The sequence below is a fragment of the Rhizobium sp. AN68 genome, assembly GCF_030758035.1.
Lineage (GTDB): Bacteria > Pseudomonadota > Alphaproteobacteria > Rhizobiales > Rhizobiaceae > Agrobacterium > Agrobacterium tumefaciens.
In genome coordinates, this window is record NZ_JARWMI010000003.1 from 1,354,197 (window position 1) to 1,371,028 (window position 16,832).

General features: G+C 56.8%; 15 protein-coding genes, 1 tRNA gene and 2 pseudogenes. 4 read left to right on the top strand and 14 right to left on the bottom strand.

Annotated features, from left to right (window positions below):
- Positions 1-9 precede the first annotated feature (9 nt).
- Both RBH71_RS19680 and RBH71_RS19685 read right to left on the bottom strand, forming a co-directional pair.
- Positions 10-1,032 carry a substrate-binding domain-containing protein gene (locus tag RBH71_RS19680; RefSeq protein WP_003515239.1) on the bottom strand — a complete coding sequence of 341 codons (1,023 nt, stop codon included), beginning with the start codon at positions 1,030-1,032 and terminating at the stop codon, positions 10-12.
- Positions 1,033-1,332: 300 nt separating this feature from the next.
- Positions 1,333-1,806, bottom strand: a complete 474-nt coding sequence (locus RBH71_RS19685) for a ribonuclease H family protein (RefSeq protein ID WP_003515240.1) — start codon at positions 1,804-1,806, stop codon at positions 1,333-1,335.
- A gap of 118 nt (positions 1,807-1,924) precedes the next feature.
- Here RBH71_RS19685 and RBH71_RS19690 point away from each other — a divergent pair, with 118 nt between their 5' ends.
- Entirely contained in the window at positions 1,925-2,305 is a 381-nt protein-coding gene (locus RBH71_RS19690) for an RDD family protein (RefSeq protein WP_003515241.1), read from the top strand.
- Between the two features lie 65 nt (positions 2,306-2,370).
- On the opposite strand, the pseudogene RBH71_RS19695 reads toward RBH71_RS19690, so the two are convergent.
- The 9 genes and pseudogenes from RBH71_RS19695 to RBH71_RS19735 all read right to left on the bottom strand — a co-directional run bounded on the left by RBH71_RS19695 (position 2,371) and on the right by RBH71_RS19735 (position 12,577).
- Positions 2,371-3,145: pseudogene (locus RBH71_RS19695) on the bottom strand (class I SAM-dependent methyltransferase).
- A 178-nt stretch (positions 3,146-3,323) separates the two neighbouring features.
- Positions 3,324-5,106 (bottom strand): annotated as a pseudogene (locus tag RBH71_RS19700) (chloride channel protein).
- 21 nt (positions 5,107-5,127) lie between these two features.
- Positions 5,128-5,958, bottom strand: a complete 831-nt coding sequence (locus tag RBH71_RS19705) for an MBL fold metallo-hydrolase (RefSeq protein WP_035252107.1) — start codon at positions 5,956-5,958, stop codon at positions 5,128-5,130.
- A gap of 2 nt (positions 5,959-5,960) precedes the next feature.
- Positions 5,961-6,743 carry a TatD family hydrolase gene (locus RBH71_RS19710; protein WP_003515245.1) on the bottom strand — a complete coding sequence of 261 codons (783 nt, stop codon included), beginning with the start codon at positions 6,741-6,743 and terminating at the stop codon, positions 5,961-5,963.
- A gap of 11 nt (positions 6,744-6,754) precedes the next feature.
- Positions 6,755-8,305 (bottom strand): methionine--tRNA ligase, encoded by a 1,551-nt coding sequence (metG, locus tag RBH71_RS19715; protein WP_003515246.1) that lies wholly within the window; start codon positions 8,303-8,305, stop codon positions 6,755-6,757.
- A 104-nt stretch (positions 8,306-8,409) separates the two neighbouring features.
- Positions 8,410-9,435, bottom strand: coding sequence for a DNA polymerase III subunit delta' (locus tag RBH71_RS19720; protein WP_003515247.1), 1,026 nt, complete (start codon positions 9,433-9,435; stop codon positions 8,410-8,412).
- Positions 9,428-10,102, bottom strand: a complete 675-nt coding sequence (gene tmk / locus RBH71_RS19725; RefSeq protein WP_003515249.1) for a dTMP kinase — start codon at positions 10,100-10,102, stop codon at positions 9,428-9,430. Before tmk ends, RBH71_RS19720 begins: the two co-directional genes overlap by 8 nt.
- Before the next feature lie 137 nt (positions 10,103-10,239).
- Positions 10,240-11,412 (bottom strand): D-alanyl-D-alanine carboxypeptidase family protein, encoded by a 1,173-nt coding sequence (locus RBH71_RS19730; RefSeq protein ID WP_003515250.1) that lies wholly within the window; start codon positions 11,410-11,412, stop codon positions 10,240-10,242.
- A gap of 76 nt (positions 11,413-11,488) precedes the next feature.
- Positions 11,489-12,577 carry a septal ring lytic transglycosylase RlpA family protein gene (locus RBH71_RS19735; protein ID WP_025593441.1) on the bottom strand — a complete coding sequence of 363 codons (1,089 nt, stop codon included), beginning with the start codon at positions 12,575-12,577 and terminating at the stop codon, positions 11,489-11,491.
- 319 nt (positions 12,578-12,896) lie between these two features.
- Here RBH71_RS19735 and RBH71_RS19740 point away from each other — a divergent pair, with 319 nt between their 5' ends.
- The gene (locus tag RBH71_RS19740) at positions 12,897-13,235 is read left to right on the top strand and encodes a hypothetical protein (protein ID WP_003515252.1); all 339 of its coding nucleotides are present in this window, start codon (positions 12,897-12,899) and stop codon (positions 13,233-13,235) included.
- Between the two features lie 700 nt (positions 13,236-13,935).
- Entirely contained in the window at positions 13,936-14,574 is a 639-nt protein-coding gene (locus tag RBH71_RS19745) for an acyltransferase family protein (protein WP_323687458.1), read from the top strand.
- Between the two features lie 210 nt (positions 14,575-14,784).
- On the opposite strand, the gene RBH71_RS19750 is transcribed toward RBH71_RS19745, so the two are convergent.
- The 3 genes from RBH71_RS19750 to RBH71_RS19760 all read right to left on the bottom strand — a co-directional run bounded on the left by RBH71_RS19750 (position 14,785) and on the right by RBH71_RS19760 (position 15,965).
- A tRNA-Ser gene (locus RBH71_RS19750) sits at positions 14,785-14,874 on the bottom strand.
- Positions 14,875-15,458: 584 nt separating this feature from the next.
- Positions 15,459-15,686, bottom strand: coding sequence for a hypothetical protein (locus tag RBH71_RS19755; protein ID WP_035252110.1), 228 nt, complete (start codon positions 15,684-15,686; stop codon positions 15,459-15,461).
- A gap of 15 nt (positions 15,687-15,701) precedes the next feature.
- Positions 15,702-15,965 (bottom strand): hypothetical protein, encoded by a 264-nt coding sequence (locus RBH71_RS19760; RefSeq protein WP_003515255.1) that lies wholly within the window; start codon positions 15,963-15,965, stop codon positions 15,702-15,704.
- 137 nt (positions 15,966-16,102) lie between these two features.
- On the opposite strand from RBH71_RS19760, the gene RBH71_RS19765 reads away from it, so the two are divergent.
- Positions 16,103-16,813 (top strand): hypothetical protein, encoded by a 711-nt coding sequence (locus RBH71_RS19765; RefSeq protein ID WP_003515256.1) that lies wholly within the window; start codon positions 16,103-16,105, stop codon positions 16,811-16,813.
- Positions 16,814-16,832 lie beyond the last annotated feature (19 nt).

Below are 16,832 nucleotides of genomic sequence, written 5' to 3' on the forward strand. Positions count from 1 at the left end.
AGACTGATCTTACTTGAAGAACTCGCCAGCCTGTTCCGGCGTCACGGTTGCCGTGACAGACCAATAGCCCGGCTTACCTTCGGCGGACTTGATGTTGTCCGCGAGGTTGTCGTTGCTCACGAAGGGTATCGGAATATAGATGGCGTTGCCGTAGGTACCGCCGAAAATGCCGTCCTTGAATTCCTTGCCCTGCAGCTTCAGAACCGCAACGTTGAGCGCGCTGGCCATGACACCCGGAGGATTGACGGAGGCGCCGGAGTTGAACTTTTCCTTCTCCCAGCGCGTCATGAAGTCCTTGCGGATTTCACCTGTCGCGGCGATGTCCTTGGTCTTGCCGGCGGCTTCGATTGCGCGCCATGCGCCATCGGCCATGCCGTCCTGCACCCACACACCGCTGATATCGGGATAGGTGGCGAGAAGGTTTTGCATTGCCTGCTGACCCTGCGCCTGATCCCAGCTCGCATTGGCTTCGTTCAGCACCTTGATATCAGGATATTTCTTGAACACTTCGCGGTAACCGGCGACGCGGGCTTCGTTGGCGGGATTGCCGGCGATACCGTTGATCGCGACGACGCTTCCCTTGCCCTTCAGCGAATCCGCAAGCCACTGTGCGGACTGTGCCGCCCAGGCCTTCTGGTCGATGCCGACATAGATCGCGTCCTTAGAGGACACTTCCGCGTCGGTTGCGATGACGAGAATGTTGCGTGCCTTCGCCTGAGCGAAGATCGGATCAAAGGCAGTCGGGCTGCCGGGATTGATGAGGATCGCATCAACGCCCTGGTTCATGAAATTGCGGATATGGCCGATCTGCCCCTGCACATCGACATTACCGCTCTGAACGACGACTTCGACCTTCACGCCCTTTTCGCCCCACGCCTTTGCGGCAGCCTGGGCTTCCTCGATCATCTGCGTGCGCCACTCGCTGCCGACGAAAGAATTGGAAAGACCGATCTTGAAGCTCTGTTCCTGAGCATGCACGGACGTGCCCGCCGCCAGCACCATAGCGGCAGCAGCCATCAAATGTTTAAACATGAAAATTTGCTCCTCCAAGCACGGTTTTTAACCGATGAAACCGTTTACATGAGGGAATGTAACCGGTTTCATAAATGAGTCAACCCAGCTGGGATTTTTTATGCACCCGTTGCCACAGCAAATTGCAGACCCTTGGCGGAGAGATGGGACGGCAATTTAAGGAGGAACAGCGGCATCATACTGGCGTGGATTTCAGGGCCGACAGCGCCCAAATTTTGTTCATGTGCGGACAGCTTGAGGCTCCGCTACTTCAACAAGAACAAGCTGCTGGCGTGCGTCTATAGACCGGTTGGCGTGAGACTAATTGCCCCCATCCACCATCTTGGTACGGGCCAAAGTATCCGCGAGATCGTTCCCGGCTATACCGGAGTGTCCCTTGCACCACGCTATCTCCACGTTCGGATTACAAAGGAGCAAACGATCCACATTCTGCCACAGACCGCCATCTGGTATCTTTCGTTTGCGTTTTCGCGAATCTGGATTGATGCGTTTCCACCCGTTGCTACGCCAAATTTCGCGCCAGCGATGGCAACCTTCCATCACGTGAGCGGAGTCTGTCCAGAGCTTGGCTGGCCGACCTGGAGCCTGTGCATCGAGCCATAAAAGTGCATTCATGACCGCCATGACTTCAAACGAATTGTTCGTAAGTCCGATTTCCGTTCCTCGCGCAGCATGGATCTGCCGCTCGGTTTCAAACACGATGAATGCCCAGCTTCCCGATACTGCAACGGGGTCGTATGAACCATCCGCGTAGATGACGAGTGGAGCAGTCATGGAGCTCGTTTCCTTGCGTCAGAGGCGCTTGGAAAGAATGACAGCGCTTTCGGGTGTTTTCTGTAGATAGCTTGTACAATCATCTTATTCGAGTCAGATTCACGTCCAGGGATGAAACATGGTCTTCAAACGCATCGTCGCAGGAATAGTCGATCTCATCTTGCTCATCAGTGTGGCGTTTGCACCGACATTCATCGCCGCAGAGTGGCTACCGCAGTATATGGACGCTCCAGCGGGGCAACCGCCGACACCTCTGATGGGCGTAACGCTTTTATGGCTGGCATCCGTGTTGTTTTGCTATTTCCCGGCCTTCGAAAGCAGCGCCTTCATGGCAACTCCCGGAAAACTGCTAATGCGATTAAAGGTCGTCCGGCGCACCGGCGAAAGACTGACTTTTACGCAAGCGCTCTATCGCATGGTCTTCGGCCCGCTCGCAATATGGTTTCTGCCCTGGTACCGCGACCATTTCTCGGGTGGTGCTATTGTAAAGGACCGCTGAGTTTGTGGTTGTGTGATTTCACATTCGGCCCCTCACCTTTCCCGTTTCCCATTACCAGTCCCGTTTCAAGGACGGCGGCAGGTCAGGATGAAACGACGGTAGACGAAAGTTCGCAGCCTGTTGCGCAGGTTGGTGTTTTTTCCGCTGCGCTCTCGCAATCGGGGCATGTGAGTGCAGTTCGATGCCGGTAAAGCCGGCGGCGATCAGGAGCGGCGTCAGCATCTGCGGGCGCAACCCCTGCCCGAACGGAAGCGCCTTCATGATAGCGGCATGATGGCTGCTTTGGGCACCATCGTAATTCTTGTCGGCCCCCACCGAAAGATCGATGAGCCGGATCAAAAGGCTGGCGAGACGCCCTGCCGGTTTTGGCGTTGCCCAGTCACCATCGAAAAACAAGAGCCGACCGCCCGGACGAAGCAGCCTGAACCACTCGCGGAAGGTCTCCTCAGGCTGCGTCAGTGTCCAGACCAGATGCCTGCAAATGATCGCATCATAGGACGCATCCGGCTCCATGGTGTTTTCGGCATCCGCCATCACGAAACGTAGCCTTGGTTTTCCCGCATGTTTGGCGCGCGCTACGGATAACATCGCTTCTGAAAAGTCGAGTGCCGTGACCTCGTGGCCGAGATCATGAATAAGCCGCGTCACCTCGCCGGTGCCACAGGCCAGTTCAAGGATATGTTTCGGCTCAGGTCCCATCAGGTCGCGGATCGGCTTCTGCCATGCATTGGCCTCGGCGCCAGCTGCTATCTTGTGTCCAAAGGCCAGATCGAAAGTCTCTGATCTTTTCGACCAATAATCGCGGATTTCCTCCTTGAGATCGAAGTTGCCGCCATCCATGGTCTATTCCTTTGAGTACTCAAATCGCATCCGCTGCGGCGAATGACAGCTTGCTTCACAATGTGATGCCAAGTTAGCCCATGCGACATCGCTGGAAAATCAGAAGTCTGTCGTCCCGAGATATAGATCATAATAAACCTATATATTTCAAGATATAAGTGCAGTTTCCTGATGTGATTTATAACTCTCCTGACGCCTCCCGGCGCCTTTGCTCGAGCTCTTCGCTATACCGCCTCAGCGTATGGCTTTCCGTCAGCAGGCCCACGGGTCGGTTTTCGATCTTGTCGTTGACGACAACCAGAGCTTCGCTTTCGGTAGCATCGAAGGCTGCCGCCGCCTGACGTGCGTTCATCGCCGGCAGCAGCACGTCGTTCTTGTAATTGAGGTAGGTCTCGAGGCTGATCTTGGAGGGATCGCGATCCATCGGATCGGCGTAGATTTCCGGCACGAGGACCATGCCGGCATAACGCCCGTCATCATGTGTCATGATAACCCGCTGCGTCGAGCCTAGCGGAAACTTCTCCTTGAAGGCCGGAAGTCCCATGCTGACATTAGCCTTGCGAATATCGGCGCGCATCATCTTGCCCACCGTCAGATCGCGGATCCAGCCGATATCGTGGGCGCTGCGGATGCTTTCGCCCCGCAGATGAAAACGCCAGGTGGCGAAGGAGTAACCGAAGGTGGTGCGTACCACGAGCGATGTCGTGATGACGGCCGCCAGCACCAAAGCCGTGATCTGGAAGTCTCCGGTCAGTTCCAGCGCCAGAAACGTCATCGTCAGAGGACCGCCGATAATGGCGGCGGCAAAAGCACTCATGCCGACCACGGCGTAGACCACGGGTGCTGTCGAGCCATAGCCGATATAGGGTGCGCAGAGTGCGAAAATCTTGCCGACCAGCGACCCCATGAACAGCGAGGCAAAAAAACAGACCGCCGCGGAAATTCGAGCCGATGGAAATAGCGCTCGCCGCAGCCTTCAGCAGGAAAAGCCCGGCCAGCCCGTATATCGTCAGATCGGCATCGATGTTGAGATGGAGCGCACCGTGGCCGCTCGACAGGACCTGCGGTGAAATCAGCGCAAGTGCGCCCACCGCCACGCCACCGATTGTTGGACGCAGCCAGCCGGGAATGGCGCTTTTGCGGGCCGTCTCCTCGATAAGGGAGACCGTCTGCATCAGCACGATGCCGATAAACGCACATACCACGCCGAGAAAGATGGCCGGTACATAATCCGGAGGCGTCACACGGCTGGCATCGTAGATATCGATGGACAGACCATGTCCGCCGATAAGCCCTGCCACGATGCTGGCCACCAGCGCCGAGACAATGAGCGGCGCGAGTGTCACGACGGTATAGGTGCCGATGATGAGTTCTATGGCATAGAATGCCCCGGTCAGAGGCGCGTTGAAGGCAGCGGCAATGGCACCAGCAGCACCACAGCCGACGAGGATGCGCATGTCTCCTCGTCTCAGCTTCAGCTTGATGCCGATCTTGGAGGCCACACCGCTGGCGATCTGCGTATAGCCTGCCTCAAGCCCGACAGATGCGCCGAAACCGTTTGAGACGATGTTCTGCACGCAGACGATGATGCTGTCCGTCAGAGAAAGGCGTCCGCCATGCAGCGCATTCGCCTCGATAGGGTCGACCATCGGCTTTTTGCGGGTTTTCGAAAGAATGAAGAGGATCAGGCCGAGTACGATGCCGCCAATGACCGGCCCGGTAAGCACGATCCAGCCGGAGAGTTCACTGCTGCTCAGCCGCTCGACACCGAAGACCAGCACATGCAGGGCCGTACTCAATCCGCCGATCAGCGCCACCAGAAGGCCGGCCGCAATGCCGATGAGGACGGCGAGAGCCACCAGCCCCAGCTCGCCGCGCCGGAACATCGCCCGCAGGCGACTGGAGCGCAGATTGTCGAAGAAGCTCGCCATACTGGGTGCACGGAAAGGCCGGGTCGACATGCTGTTCCTTTTCAGGCGGTATTAGGGCGCTTCAATCTCGAGTTCGACTTCGAAACGCATCTGGTCGTAAGCCGGTTCAACATGATCAGGCGTTTCGCGCATCACCGTGTCATAATCGAGCGGAATGTGCATATGGGTCAAGATCGCCCTTTTTGGTGCAAATCTATCGATCCAGCCGAGCGCCTGTTCGAGCGAGAGATGGCTGGGGTGATAACGGTGCTGCAGCGCATCGATGACGAGGACGTCGAGACCGGCAAGCTTGGGCACGCTTTCGGTCGGAAAATCGCTGACATCGGTGCAATAGGCAACATCGCCAATCCGAAAGCCGAGCGAGTGCACGTCACCATGCTGCTGCATGTGCACGTTGAAAGGTATCGCCCCGCCTGGCCCGTCGATGATCAGGGTCGCGTCGATGTCGGCGATGATCCTCGGCTCGACGATCGGCGGATAATTGCTGCCCGGAGGCGTTTCCAGGCAATAGGCAAAACCATCCCAGATGCGCGCCATGGTGACTGGATCGGCATAGATGGGAATGCGGCTCTGCTGAATGGCGAAATAGATGCGCAGATCGTCAATACCGTGCAAATGGTCGGCATGGGCATGAGTGTATAGAACCGCATCGACTGCCTCCACTTTGGCGGCAATCATCTGCTCGCGAAAATCAGGCCCGGTGTCGATGACGACGGTGGTCTTACCGCCATCGGGTCCGATCTGCTCCACCATGAAGGCCGCACGAGTACGCCGATTCCTGGGGTTTTCAGGATCGCAGGCGCCCCAGTCGCCGTTGATGCGCGGTACGCCGGGAGACGACGCACATCCGAGAACCGTAAAGCGGCGACGGTAGATTGCCACGCCTACACCCTTGTCATCTTCGAAAAGCAGCGGAAAGCATTCTCGGTGGTGATTTCGGCCATGCGCTCGAACGAGATGCCATGTACCTCGGCCAGCACTTCCGCCGTGTTCACCACATAAGAAGGCTCATTGCGCTTGCCGCGCCAACGCTTGGGCGCGAGATAAGGCGCATCCGTTTCCACCAAGAGACGGTTGAGCGGCACGGTGGCTGCAATATCGCGGATATCCTGCGATTTCGGGAACGTCAGAATGCCGGAAAAGGATACGTAACCGCCAAGTTCGACGCCGGTTTTGGCGAGATCGGGACCTGCGGAAAAGCAGTGCAGGATAAAGGGAAAAGCACCCTTGTCGCTTTCTTCACGCAGAATCGCAGCCATGTCCTCATCAGCGCTGCGGCTGTGGATGACGAGCGGAAGCTTGGTTCTCCGCGCCGCCTCGATGTGGCGAACGAGGCCGGTCTTCTGGTCTTCCGGCTTTTGCGTGTCGTAGAAATAATCCAGCCCCGCCTCGCCGATCGCCACGATCTTGTCGTGGCTCTCGGCAAGCCGCACAAGCTCGTCGGCCGAAATGTCGAGTTCTTCGTCGGCATTGTTCGGATGCGTGCCGACCGAGCAGAAAACCGACGGGTATTTTTCCGCAATCTTCAGAAGCTCGGGCAGACGGCGCACCCGGGTCGAGATCGTCACCATCTGGGCAACGCCGGAAGCATGGGCGCGGGCGATGATATCGTCGCGCTCAGCCTCGAAATCGGGAAAATCCAGATGGCAATGCGTATCGATCAGCATGGTCGTCGCCTTCACGCTTCCGGTGCGACGTAACGCGGGAAGACCGGCTTCGGTGCCTCAAGCGGCGTTCCCGGAACCAGACGTCCGGCTTCGCCGAGTGCGGCAAAATCCCGTTTGTCGGCAGGGGCAGCAACCAGATCGAGCAGCTTCTCGCAGGATCCCGGCATGAAGGGCTGCAACAGAATGCCGATCTGGCGGACGACTTCCGCCGTCACGTAAAGCACGGTGCCCATGCGTTCTGGGTCGGTCTTCTTCAAAGCCCACGGCTCCTGCGACGCGAAATAGCGGTCGGTTTCCGAAACGACGGCGATGATGGCTGCAAGCGCGCGATGGATGAGCTGCTTGCCCATTTCCTCACGGCAGAGTGCCAGAAGCCCATCGGCGGAGGCGAGCATCGCCTTGTCTTCATCGGTCAACGGCCCGGGCGTCGGGATCTGTCCGTCACAATTCTTGACGATCATCGACAGCGAGCGGCTGGCCAGATTGCCGATGCCATTGGCAAGATCTGCGTTGATGCGGGTGGCGATGCCCTCTTCGCTATAGCTGCCGTCCTGGCCGAATGAGACTTCGCGCATGAAGAAATAGCGGACCTGATCGAGACCGAAATGGTTGACCAGATTGACCGGATCGACGACGTTACCAAGCGACTTCGACATCTTCTCGCCCTTGTTGAGCAGGAAGCCGTGCGCATAAACCCGCTTGGGCAGCGGCAGCTTGGCGCTCATCAGGAAAGCCGGCCAATAGACCGCGTGGAAGCGAATGATGTCCTTGCCGATGATATGCACGTCGGCCGGCCAATATTTTGCGCGCGGACCGTTCTTGTCTTCGATGTAACCCGTAGCGGTAATGTAGTTGGTCAGCGCATCGACCCAGACATACATGACGTGCTTCGGATCATCAGGAACCTTGATGCCCCAGTCGAATGTCGTGCGGGAAATCGACAGGTCCTTGAGGCCGGATTTGACGAAGGAGATGATCTCGTTTCGACGCTCAGCGGGACCGATGAAATCCGGGTTCTCCTCGTAGAGCTTCAGCAGCTTGTCCTGATATTCGGAGAGCTTGAAGAAATAGCTCTCCTCCTCGACCCATTCGACGGGCGTGCCCTGCGGCCCATAGCGAACGCCGTCGGCGCGCACTTCCGTCTCGTCCTCGCCGTAATAGGCCTCGTCGCGCACTGAATACCAGCCGGCATAGCTGTCCTTGTAGATGTCGCCGCTGTCGGCCATCAGGTTCCAGATATTGCGCGAGGTCTCGTGATGACGTTCTTCCGTGGTGCGGATGAAATCGTCGTTCGAGGCGTTGAGCAGCTTGCCCATCTCGCGGAACTGGTCGGAATTGCGCTGCGCCAGCTCTTCCGGCGAAATGCCTTCCGCCCTCGCTGTCTGCTGCATCTTCTGGCCGTGTTCGTCGGTGCCGGTCAGAAAGAAAACATCCATTCCATCCAGGCGCTGAAAGCGTGCCATGGCATCCGTCGCAATCAGCTCGTAGGCATGGCCGATATGCGGCTTGCCGTTAGGATAGGAGATCGCGGTGGTGATGTAGAAGGGTGTCTTGTCTGTCATGACGTTCTATCGACTTTACAGGCTGTTTTTTGGATAGACCGCTCTTAAACGATTGTTCGCAACAGCGAAAGCAAAAGCGTACGTTCCGTACGATCTCTTGGGTCTCACACGCCGCGAACATCTTCCAGAATGGAAAGCACCATCTGCTTCTTGTCGAGATTATAGGCCTGCGCCACGGTAATTCGTTCCGAAAGCGTCGACGAAAGGCGCGCATGTTTCTCTGCCGCTGCGATATCACCGGCCATCGCCGCCGCTTTTGCACGCGTCATCAACTCCTCCGTCACGTGCTCCATGAAGAAGCCGAGAACGATATCGCCATCCTTCTGTGCCAGAACTTCGGCAAGCTTGTGCATCTGCTTGCGTGCACCGGGCCCTTCGGCCGTCATGACGGAGGCGAGCGCCTCCACAATGTCGGAGCCGCCGTAATTCATCAGTTTTAACGCCTGCGCGACGCTGCCCTTGGAGGCGGAAAGCAACGCATCCCGCTTTTCGCCAGCCGTGCTGATACCGAGATGATCGAGCGACTGCACCATATCCGCATCCGAAAGCGGCAGCAGCCGGAGCGGCATGCAGCGCGAGCGGATTGTCGGCAGCAATTTGCCCGGCGCATGCGACAAAACGAGGAACATCGCCCGCTTTGGCGGCTCTTCCAGTATTTTCAGAATGGCGTTTGCGGCATTGCGATTGAGATCGTCAGCCGGATCGATGATGACGATACGCCAATTGCCGGTGCCCGAGGTTTGCGAGAAGAAGTGCCCTGCCCGCCGCACCTCATCCACCGTGATGGCGGATTTCACGCGGCCGGTCTTTTCATCCGCCGGGCGGGTCAGATGCAGCAGATTATGCGACGCACCGGAGGTGATCTGCCGGCTGACAAGCGATTCCGTATCGGGATCGGCCAGGAAATCCGGTGCTGTGGCTGGATCGGGATGGGTAAGTACGTGGTTGGCGAAACGGAAAGCGAGTGTTGCCTTGCCAATGCCTTCCGGGCCTTCGATCAGGATCGCATGGTGGCCCTTGCCGGAGCGATAGGACTGCGCAAGAAACGCCTCCGCTTCGCCATGGCCGAAAAGCTTCGTGTTCTGCTGCGGCGCAATTGCGCCGTCGAGAACGCCCTGAACCTCACTCATGCGCCGTGCCCGCCGCAGTCTCCAGCCGCTCGAGCAAAGGCTCGACAAATGACATGACGTCTTCCGTCACCTTTTCTTCCGGCTGATCGGCATTGACGATCCGACAACGACGCGGCTCGGCAAGCGCAATATCCAGATAGGCTTCACGCCGCTTCTCGTGGGTCTCGATTTCCTCTTTTTCGAAACGGTCCGGTGCGGCACCCTCATCCGCACGCTTTCTGGCCCGGGCAAGGCCTTTTTCGGCGGCGATATCGAAGATCAACGTCAGTTCCGGTACGACGCCATCAATAGCAACGCGTTGCAGCGTCTCGATGAAATCCGGCTCCAGATTGCCGGTCGTACCCTGATAGACACGTGAGGAATCAAGAAACCGGTCACAAAGCACGATTGCGCCACGTTCCAGTGCCGGGCGAATGACCTCCTCGACATGGTCGTTGCGCGCTGCCGCAAACAGGATTGCCTCCATGCGCACGCCGAAGGATTCGGCAGCACCCGACAGCAGAACATGGCGAACGGCCTCCGCCCCCGGCGAACCGCCCGGCTCACGGGTTACGATCACATCGAAACCACGGTCGCGAAGCGCCTCGGCAAGCGTGCGAATCTGCGTCGACTTGCCAGCGCCTTCGCCGCCCTCGAAGCTGATGAACAATCCGGTCTTTTCGGCCAATGTCACGTCCTGTGAGGAATTCTCAGAAATATCGAAATGCCTGTTTACAGCATCGAACCGAAAAGTGTGAAGCGCTTTTCAGAAAATCCGGTGTCTGAACAAAAGCATAGGGAAAGTTGCGGCTTGCGGGATAGGCATCAGAGCCAGAACAGCAGCAATTCTTTGAGCGCCCCGGCTGCATTCTGGGTCAACGTGCCCTTGCCGACTGCCGTTCTCGTATAAAGCGGCACTTCCCGCAACAGCCTTTCGCCCGAAAAAACCTTGAGTGTTCCGACATTCGCACCAGTGTCGAGCGGTGCATTGAGCGGCCAGCGATAGACGATCCGCCCGGAAATACGCTCGGGATTATTGACCGGTACCAGCACGCTGACATCTTCCCGGGGCGACAGGTCTATATGCGAGACGTCGCCACCGTAGACGCTGACCGAACCGACGGCTTCGTCCTTTGCAAAAAGATGGCGTTTTTCGAAGGCCGTCAGCCCCCAGTCAACCACCCGACGTGCTTCGTCCTGCCGCGTCTTGTCGTCAGCGATGCCGCCAAGCGCCAGATAGACCCGGCGCCCTTCCCGCTCTGCCGAAACGACTGCCGCGAAACCGCTTCCTTCCGCAAAACCAAGCCCGAGACCGTCTATGCCGTTACCCAGCAGCGAGTTCTTGTTACGCTGGAAAATCCGGTTCCATTCGAAATCCGGCTTGGTGAAAAGCCCATAGCGATCGGGATAGGTATCGCGCAGATGCTGGGCGAGAAGCACCATATCTTTCGCGGTCGTCTGGTTGCCCGGATCGGGAAGACCCGTCGAATTGGCAAAGACACTGCGGTTCATGCCGAGTTCGCCGGCTCTCACCGTCATGCGCTTGGCGAAAGCGGAGTCGGACCCTGCCATGCCTTCGGCGACAATGATGCAGCCATCATTGGCGTTCTGCACAATAATTCCCGTCAGAAGATCGTTGACGCTGACGGAAGATTTCAGCGCTGCAAACATGGTCGAGGTCCGCGACGGAGCACCACCCGTGCGCCAGGCATATTCAGAAACGGGATAAGCTGTCTCGGGCGTTACCTGCCCTTTGGCCAGCGCATCCAGCATCACCTCCACAGTCATCAGCTTGGCAAGCGAAGCGGGCGGAAAGGATTGATTTTCATTCTGGGAAAGCAGCACCGTGCCGGTTTCGGCATCGATCATATAGGCCTGTTCGGCCTTGGCGATGAAAGGTGCTGTTTGCGTTTGCGCTTGCGCCGGACCGTTACCGAAAAACGCAAATGCGAGCGCTGCCGCGACCGGGAGAAAAGAACGATGAATGGCCTTGTGCATGAAACCGCCCAGCTTTCCCTGCCGCAACCCGCCGCTCGCGACGAAAACGCAAGTCAGCCATAAACTCTTCAACCCGTCAGCGCGTCTTCGCCTGCTGACGCTTCACATGGGCAAGTATGGAATCCTCGTTGAGCGCTCCGCGATCGACGAGCACGCTGTCGAACGCACGTGAGGTTCTCGAAACAGCAGAGGATTCCTCGGAATAAGCCGCTGCATATTTGGACGACGGCGTTGGCACGCGCAGATAGTTGCCGCCAGGTGCTGCCGGCTCACGCGTAAAATTGCCTTCCGGGCGTTCCGCCAGGAACGGACCGATTTCCGGCAGGATTGCAAATTGTTCGAAAGCCGGTGCGGGGCCGTTGACCAGCGGCATGGCCTGGAGCGCTGCATTCTTTTTGGTGCCAACCAGCGCCGTCTGCGTCGAAGCACCGTAATTCGGGTTGGATGTCGGGGCCGGCACGAAATTCGGCGAAGCCGAAGCCACCATGACACCAGTCGCGATCTGCCCTTCCGGCGCAACACCCGGAGAACGAGAGCCCTTCGGAACATAGGACGCCATCAGATAAGGCATGTCGTGCCCATCAAGCGGCGCGCGGCCTGCATATTGCACCCGCACATTCGCCGTTCCAGTGCCCTTCATGTCGAGAAGATCTGCGGTCTTGCTGGAAACGTCGATCAGGCGACCTTCATGGAATGGTCCGCGATCGTTGACGCGCACCAGAACCGATGCACCGTTTTCCATATTGGTGATGCGCGCATAGCTCGGCAGGGGAAATGTCGGATGCGCAGCGGAAAGATGTTCCTTGTCATAGACCTCGCCATTTGCCGTCAGGCGGCCGTGGAAAGCGGAACCATACCAGGAGGCAAGACCGGTCTTGTTGTAACCCGGCTCTTCCTTCGGAAAATAACGTCGGCCCTTGACGGTATAGGCATTGCCGAGAAGCTCGCGCCCGCCGCCCTTGGGAATGTTCTGGCCGTCGGCCACGCGCGGGCTGGCTTTGACGCCATATTCCGATTCGGAGAAATATTCCTTGCTGCGCTTCTGCTTCGGTTTGGTCTCAGAGGTGGTGGAACACGAGGCTGTCGCGGCGCAAAGCACGGAAATTGCAAGCCACTTCACGCCCGATCTGGCGTTGATGCCGAGTTTCTTGACCGTAGATTTCAAATCGTCTGCCCCACGCTGCTTGCAGGCTCGAAGAACCGCACCCTCATTTGCCTCGATGCATGCCCCTGCCATCGAAGCACCTAACAGTCGCTTAATCTTGTGCATAACGTGGCAAAAATGCGAACGACTTCTGCAAATTCGATAAAATTGTAATGAACGTGGTTAACGATTTATGTCTTTTCCGCAGCGCGGGAAGCCCGACGCGCCTGTAAACGCGCAGTCTCGAGATGTCTCCTGCTCAAGGAACAAACGAAGCCCGACCGCGTTTTCCCCTCGCAAACACACGAGCTTCCGCCGGTTTTCGGCTGAGTGAGGGAACATGATCAAGTCAATAAAAACCGCCGGCCTGGCACTAGGCATCGCGCTGGTGTCCATTGCCGCTCCTATTCACGCAAGTGCGCAGGACATGGAGCTGCGGATCGGCCCCGACGGCGTTCGCCCGGTTATACGTGATCGCGACCGCGACATGGACCGACGAGGACCTCCGCGCATGCGTGGCTGCGGCGAACGCGAAGCCCGCGCCGCCGCCCGCGAGGCAGGCCTGCGCGACCCCGAAATCGTGCGCGTCACCCCCGGTCGCGTCGTCGTCCAGGGCTTCACCCGCCGAGGACCGGAGCGCATCACATTCGCGAACGAACGCGGCTGTCCTGAACTCTAATACATTAATCAAAGGAACCCGCCGACAGGCGGGTTTCTTCATTTCGGTGATACAAGAAATTTCCGAGCTAAAGTACACCGCGTCGCTAACGCTGCCGGTCCTGTTGATTTCAAACTGTCTGTTTGGAATTTTATGGCAGATGGGGTGTTTGTCACGTTTAAGCACCTACCGCGTTGAAATCGTCCATGCGAAGAATATTGCGATGCGATCGAGCGCCTAGTGAAAGATGTTGACCCGTAAGAAAATGCTGATTTAATATATTACTTATATTTGAGGTAATTATTATGTCAGCACTTAGATTTTTGGTCTCATTGTATATTGTTGTCTATCACATGCTGGTGGTTTCACCGTGGGATTTGCGGGTGGTCTCTCCAATTTTCCACAAAGGCTGGATCGGAACCGACTTCTTTATAATCTTGTCGGGTTTCATCATAGCAATCGCATATAAAGAAAAACTCCAATCGAAAAAACTTTCTCCCGGTGATTTCATGAGGGGTCGATTACTTCGCTTGTGGCCACCACACGCAATAATCATGATGCTTTTTCTATGTTACTTTCTGCTCACAAAGGCGGCTGGATTTACAACTAACGACCCTTCATTTTTTGCGCCCTCCGCATTCGTGTCGCAACTATTACTGACTAATAGTTTTATTTTACGGATCAGGCTTGGAACGTACCCACGTGGACGCTGTCTGCACTCTTGGTCTGCTACGCGATCTATGCCTTTTCCATTCCCTATTTCCCAAAGGTTGGCAGTCCGCACCATATCTTGGTGGGAGCTACTTTTTGGTTGTCTGCAGCGGCGATCGTCGTTTTTGTTTTATTAGGAAAGTCGATTGCGCACTTACATGAGCACTTGGCTCTTGTTCGCGCCATACCGCTTTTTTTCTACGGGGCGATATTAGGCCATTTTTCACTGGCGATTGGATCGTTGCACATAAAAAATCGGGGCACGCGCGCCATTTTCTTGGTAATCTTTGCGTTAATCGTCGCGCATTCATCGTCAGGAGCCATAGCAGACACTATCATCTTGCTGCTGACGTCGGGGCTAGTGTTACTATGTTCTGATCTACGCAGTGGGAGGCTCATGCATGCCCTCGGGCGTCTATCTTTCGCAATCTATTTGCTGCACGTTCCGATGATCTATGTCTATTTCCCAATCATCAGAAGAATTGCTGGTCTAGATAGGACGGATGGCGCGTACATAACGCTTTGGCTGACTTTCCCCCTGATAGTCGTTGCCGCGGCTTATGTCTTTGAGAGATTTGTCGAGCGACCTTTGGCCAAGCGTCTCAAGCCGGCGGCACAGGAGCATCGGACAATAAGTGCCACCGCTTAGGCCACACGTAGGGATGCCGATCGACAACGGGTGGAACTGTGAGAATATCGCGAAATGAGCATGCCATCTCAGACCGCAAGCAGTCCCTTCGGCGGCAATCCCTCAGTGATAAGCACGCGCTGGACGATAAGAGGATCGTGGTCGCAGGGTTTGGAACCTGCTGCGACGGGAGCCGCGCAAGGGCCAATGAGAACATATGCAAAACGAAAGTGGCAGATGGGGTGGGATTCGAACCCACGGTACGCTCTCACGCACGCCGGTTTTCAAGACCGGTTCCTTAAACCACTCGGACACCCATCCATCGGTGGTGAGGCTTTATAGCGTTTTGAAAAAGGCCGTCAATCCCGATGGCGCACGCGCGCACAGCCTCTTCGCATCCGTCAGCACCTCATTGTCCTTGTGTCGTTGCAGGCGGCAGCAGAGACCCCTCGCCCGAAGGAAGTGCCGGACTTTGCTGAGGCGAGTGGAATAGCGCCAGACTCAGCACGATTGCCACAAGCACCAATAAAAGCGCCACGAAGAAGATTCCGGATTTATCCATGCGTCTGCTCATGTCCCATTATGTTAGGCGCGAATATGTGCAATTCGAGGCAATCGAAGAATAAAACGACGTCCTGTCAAGTTGCCTGACAGATTTGGACAGTTGATATTCCTAAATTCTTCCTGCTTGAGCAAATTTTATGTGTCGGCGTACTGTTTGGGACGGAAGTGGCCTATCGCGTCAGTAATATTGTCATTTATATAGCCGCATCGCTCCCGGGCATTGCCCAACTTTCCCCGAGCGATCAACCTGCCCCGCCCGTTTGCGGGGCTTTTTTCTTTTATGCTACCGAAAAACTGCGACCGGCGGATAAAAGCTGGGTGTGCGTTACCTGCTTTACGGTTCAGACACCGATGCTCGGTCCGCCATCGCCGTGCCGAAAACCGCCCCGGAAAATATCCTCGAAAAGGTTCAGCAGCGCCGGCGGTAACGTGTCGGACAGCTCTAGTATGATCTCGTTGGCGCGATTGTAGGAATAGATGGCGCAAAGTGTCAGCACCAGCAGCACTATCCACGGCCAGATTGGCTTGCGCCTAGGCGGCGCCCCATTGGGTTGTTGCGGTACAGTCATCCCGGTACCTTCCGTTCAGGCCTTGACGCGCGGTTCGCCTCCCGGCGCATAGGCGGTTTTTTGCAGGAAACGGAATATGTTACCGCACTGACCGCAGCGGATCATGAATTCCGTTGGATCGACCGAGGCACGCTCGGTGCGGAAGCCACGCGGCATTTCATCAACGCGAAAATCAAGGTTACGGCGGTCTTTCTCATCCGATTCTGACACCTCGGCAAAACCCTGATGACCGCATTTGGAACATTCGAGTTTCCGGGAATATCTGTCGCGCGCTGCCATATGCCGTCCTTTGCTTGCACCCTATCAGGTAGCAGCGGCAAAACAGCATTTCAATGGCGATCGCCGCAGGTTAAAGCTTTGCCCGTCTGTTTTCAGTGTGGAAAACGCGTCCAGTGGCAAGAACAAGTCGGAAGCTCATGCACAACGAAGCCCCCCTGCTTTCATCCTCCCTGATACGGCGCGCCGTCATCATTGCCGTCATTATTATATGCTTTGTTGCTGCCCTCAATATCGGCGTTAAATGGTACGGCGAGCGGATCCTTCAGGCGGGCCACACGACAGCAACCGATGCGGTGGAGATCACAATCGGCAATGACCGGCTGAAACTTGCGAAAAACACGCTGCGTGTACCTTCCGACCGCCATGATGGAGAGCGAGAGCGGGCCGATCTTTATCTCACCTGGCCGGATCTCAAGGGATATGAAGACTCCAATCGCGCTGTTTTCGATGATCCGGCGCAGGCAGCAGGGCTTATTTTCATCCAGCTATCGCAAAGCACGATGTCTGAGGACATGTCCGGCCGTTTCGGGCCGATCTATGCCCGGTTGACGGAAGGAGAGCCTGTGCCGCTGAAACACGGCCTCACACTGCACCGCCTGCGTTCCGACGCAGGTTACGGCAAGGAAGTCATATTGACCGGGCAGCGCGTAGGCGAAAGCGACTATGTCGTGCGCTGCCTTCTGCCGCAAACCCAGCAGGAGTCGACGGGCAGCGACTGCCAGAGGGACATCCACGCCGGCCAGGACCTCAGCCTGTTCTACCGATTCTCCGCAACCTTGCTACCGCAATGGAAAGAACTCGACGCAGGCGTGAAACGCTACATCGAGCAGCGCCTCGTAAAAGACTGAAATCCGTGAAAAGGCGTGA

Bases quoted from the DNA above. Each gene is read 5' to 3' on its own strand.
- RBH71_RS19720 (WP_003515247.1), bottom strand. From the start codon at position 9,435: ATGAGTGAGGTTCAGGGCGTTCTCGACGGCGCAATTGCGCCGCAGCAG.
- RBH71_RS19740 (WP_003515252.1), top strand. From the start codon at position 12,897: ATGATCAAGTCAATAAAAACCGCCGGCCTGGCACTAGGCATCGCGCTG.
- RBH71_RS19680 (WP_003515239.1), bottom strand. From the start codon at position 1,032: ATGTTTAAACATTTGATGGCTGCTGCCGCTATGGTGCTGGCGGCGGGC.
- metG (WP_003515246.1), bottom strand. From the start codon at position 8,305: ATGACAGACAAGACACCCTTCTACATCACCACCGCGATCTCCTATCCT.
- RBH71_RS19685 (WP_003515240.1), bottom strand. From the start codon at position 1,806: ATGACTGCTCCACTCGTCATCTACGCGGATGGTTCATACGACCCCGTT.
- RBH71_RS19730 (WP_003515250.1), bottom strand. From the start codon at position 11,412: ATGCACAAGGCCATTCATCGTTCTTTTCTCCCGGTCGCGGCAGCGCTC.
- RBH71_RS19760 (WP_003515255.1), bottom strand. From the start codon at position 15,965: ATGGCAGCGCGCGACAGATATTCCCGGAAACTCGAATGTTCCAAATGC.
- RBH71_RS19765 (WP_003515256.1), top strand. From the start codon at position 16,103: ATGCACAACGAAGCCCCCCTGCTTTCATCCTCCCTGATACGGCGCGCC.
- RBH71_RS19710 (WP_003515245.1), bottom strand. From the start codon at position 6,743: ATGCTGATCGATACGCATTGCCATCTGGATTTTCCCGATTTCGAGGCT.
- RBH71_RS19755 (WP_035252110.1), bottom strand. From the start codon at position 15,686: ATGACTGTACCGCAACAACCCAATGGGGCGCCGCCTAGGCGCAAGCCA.
- RBH71_RS19690 (WP_003515241.1), top strand. From the start codon at position 1,925: ATGGTCTTCAAACGCATCGTCGCAGGAATAGTCGATCTCATCTTGCTC.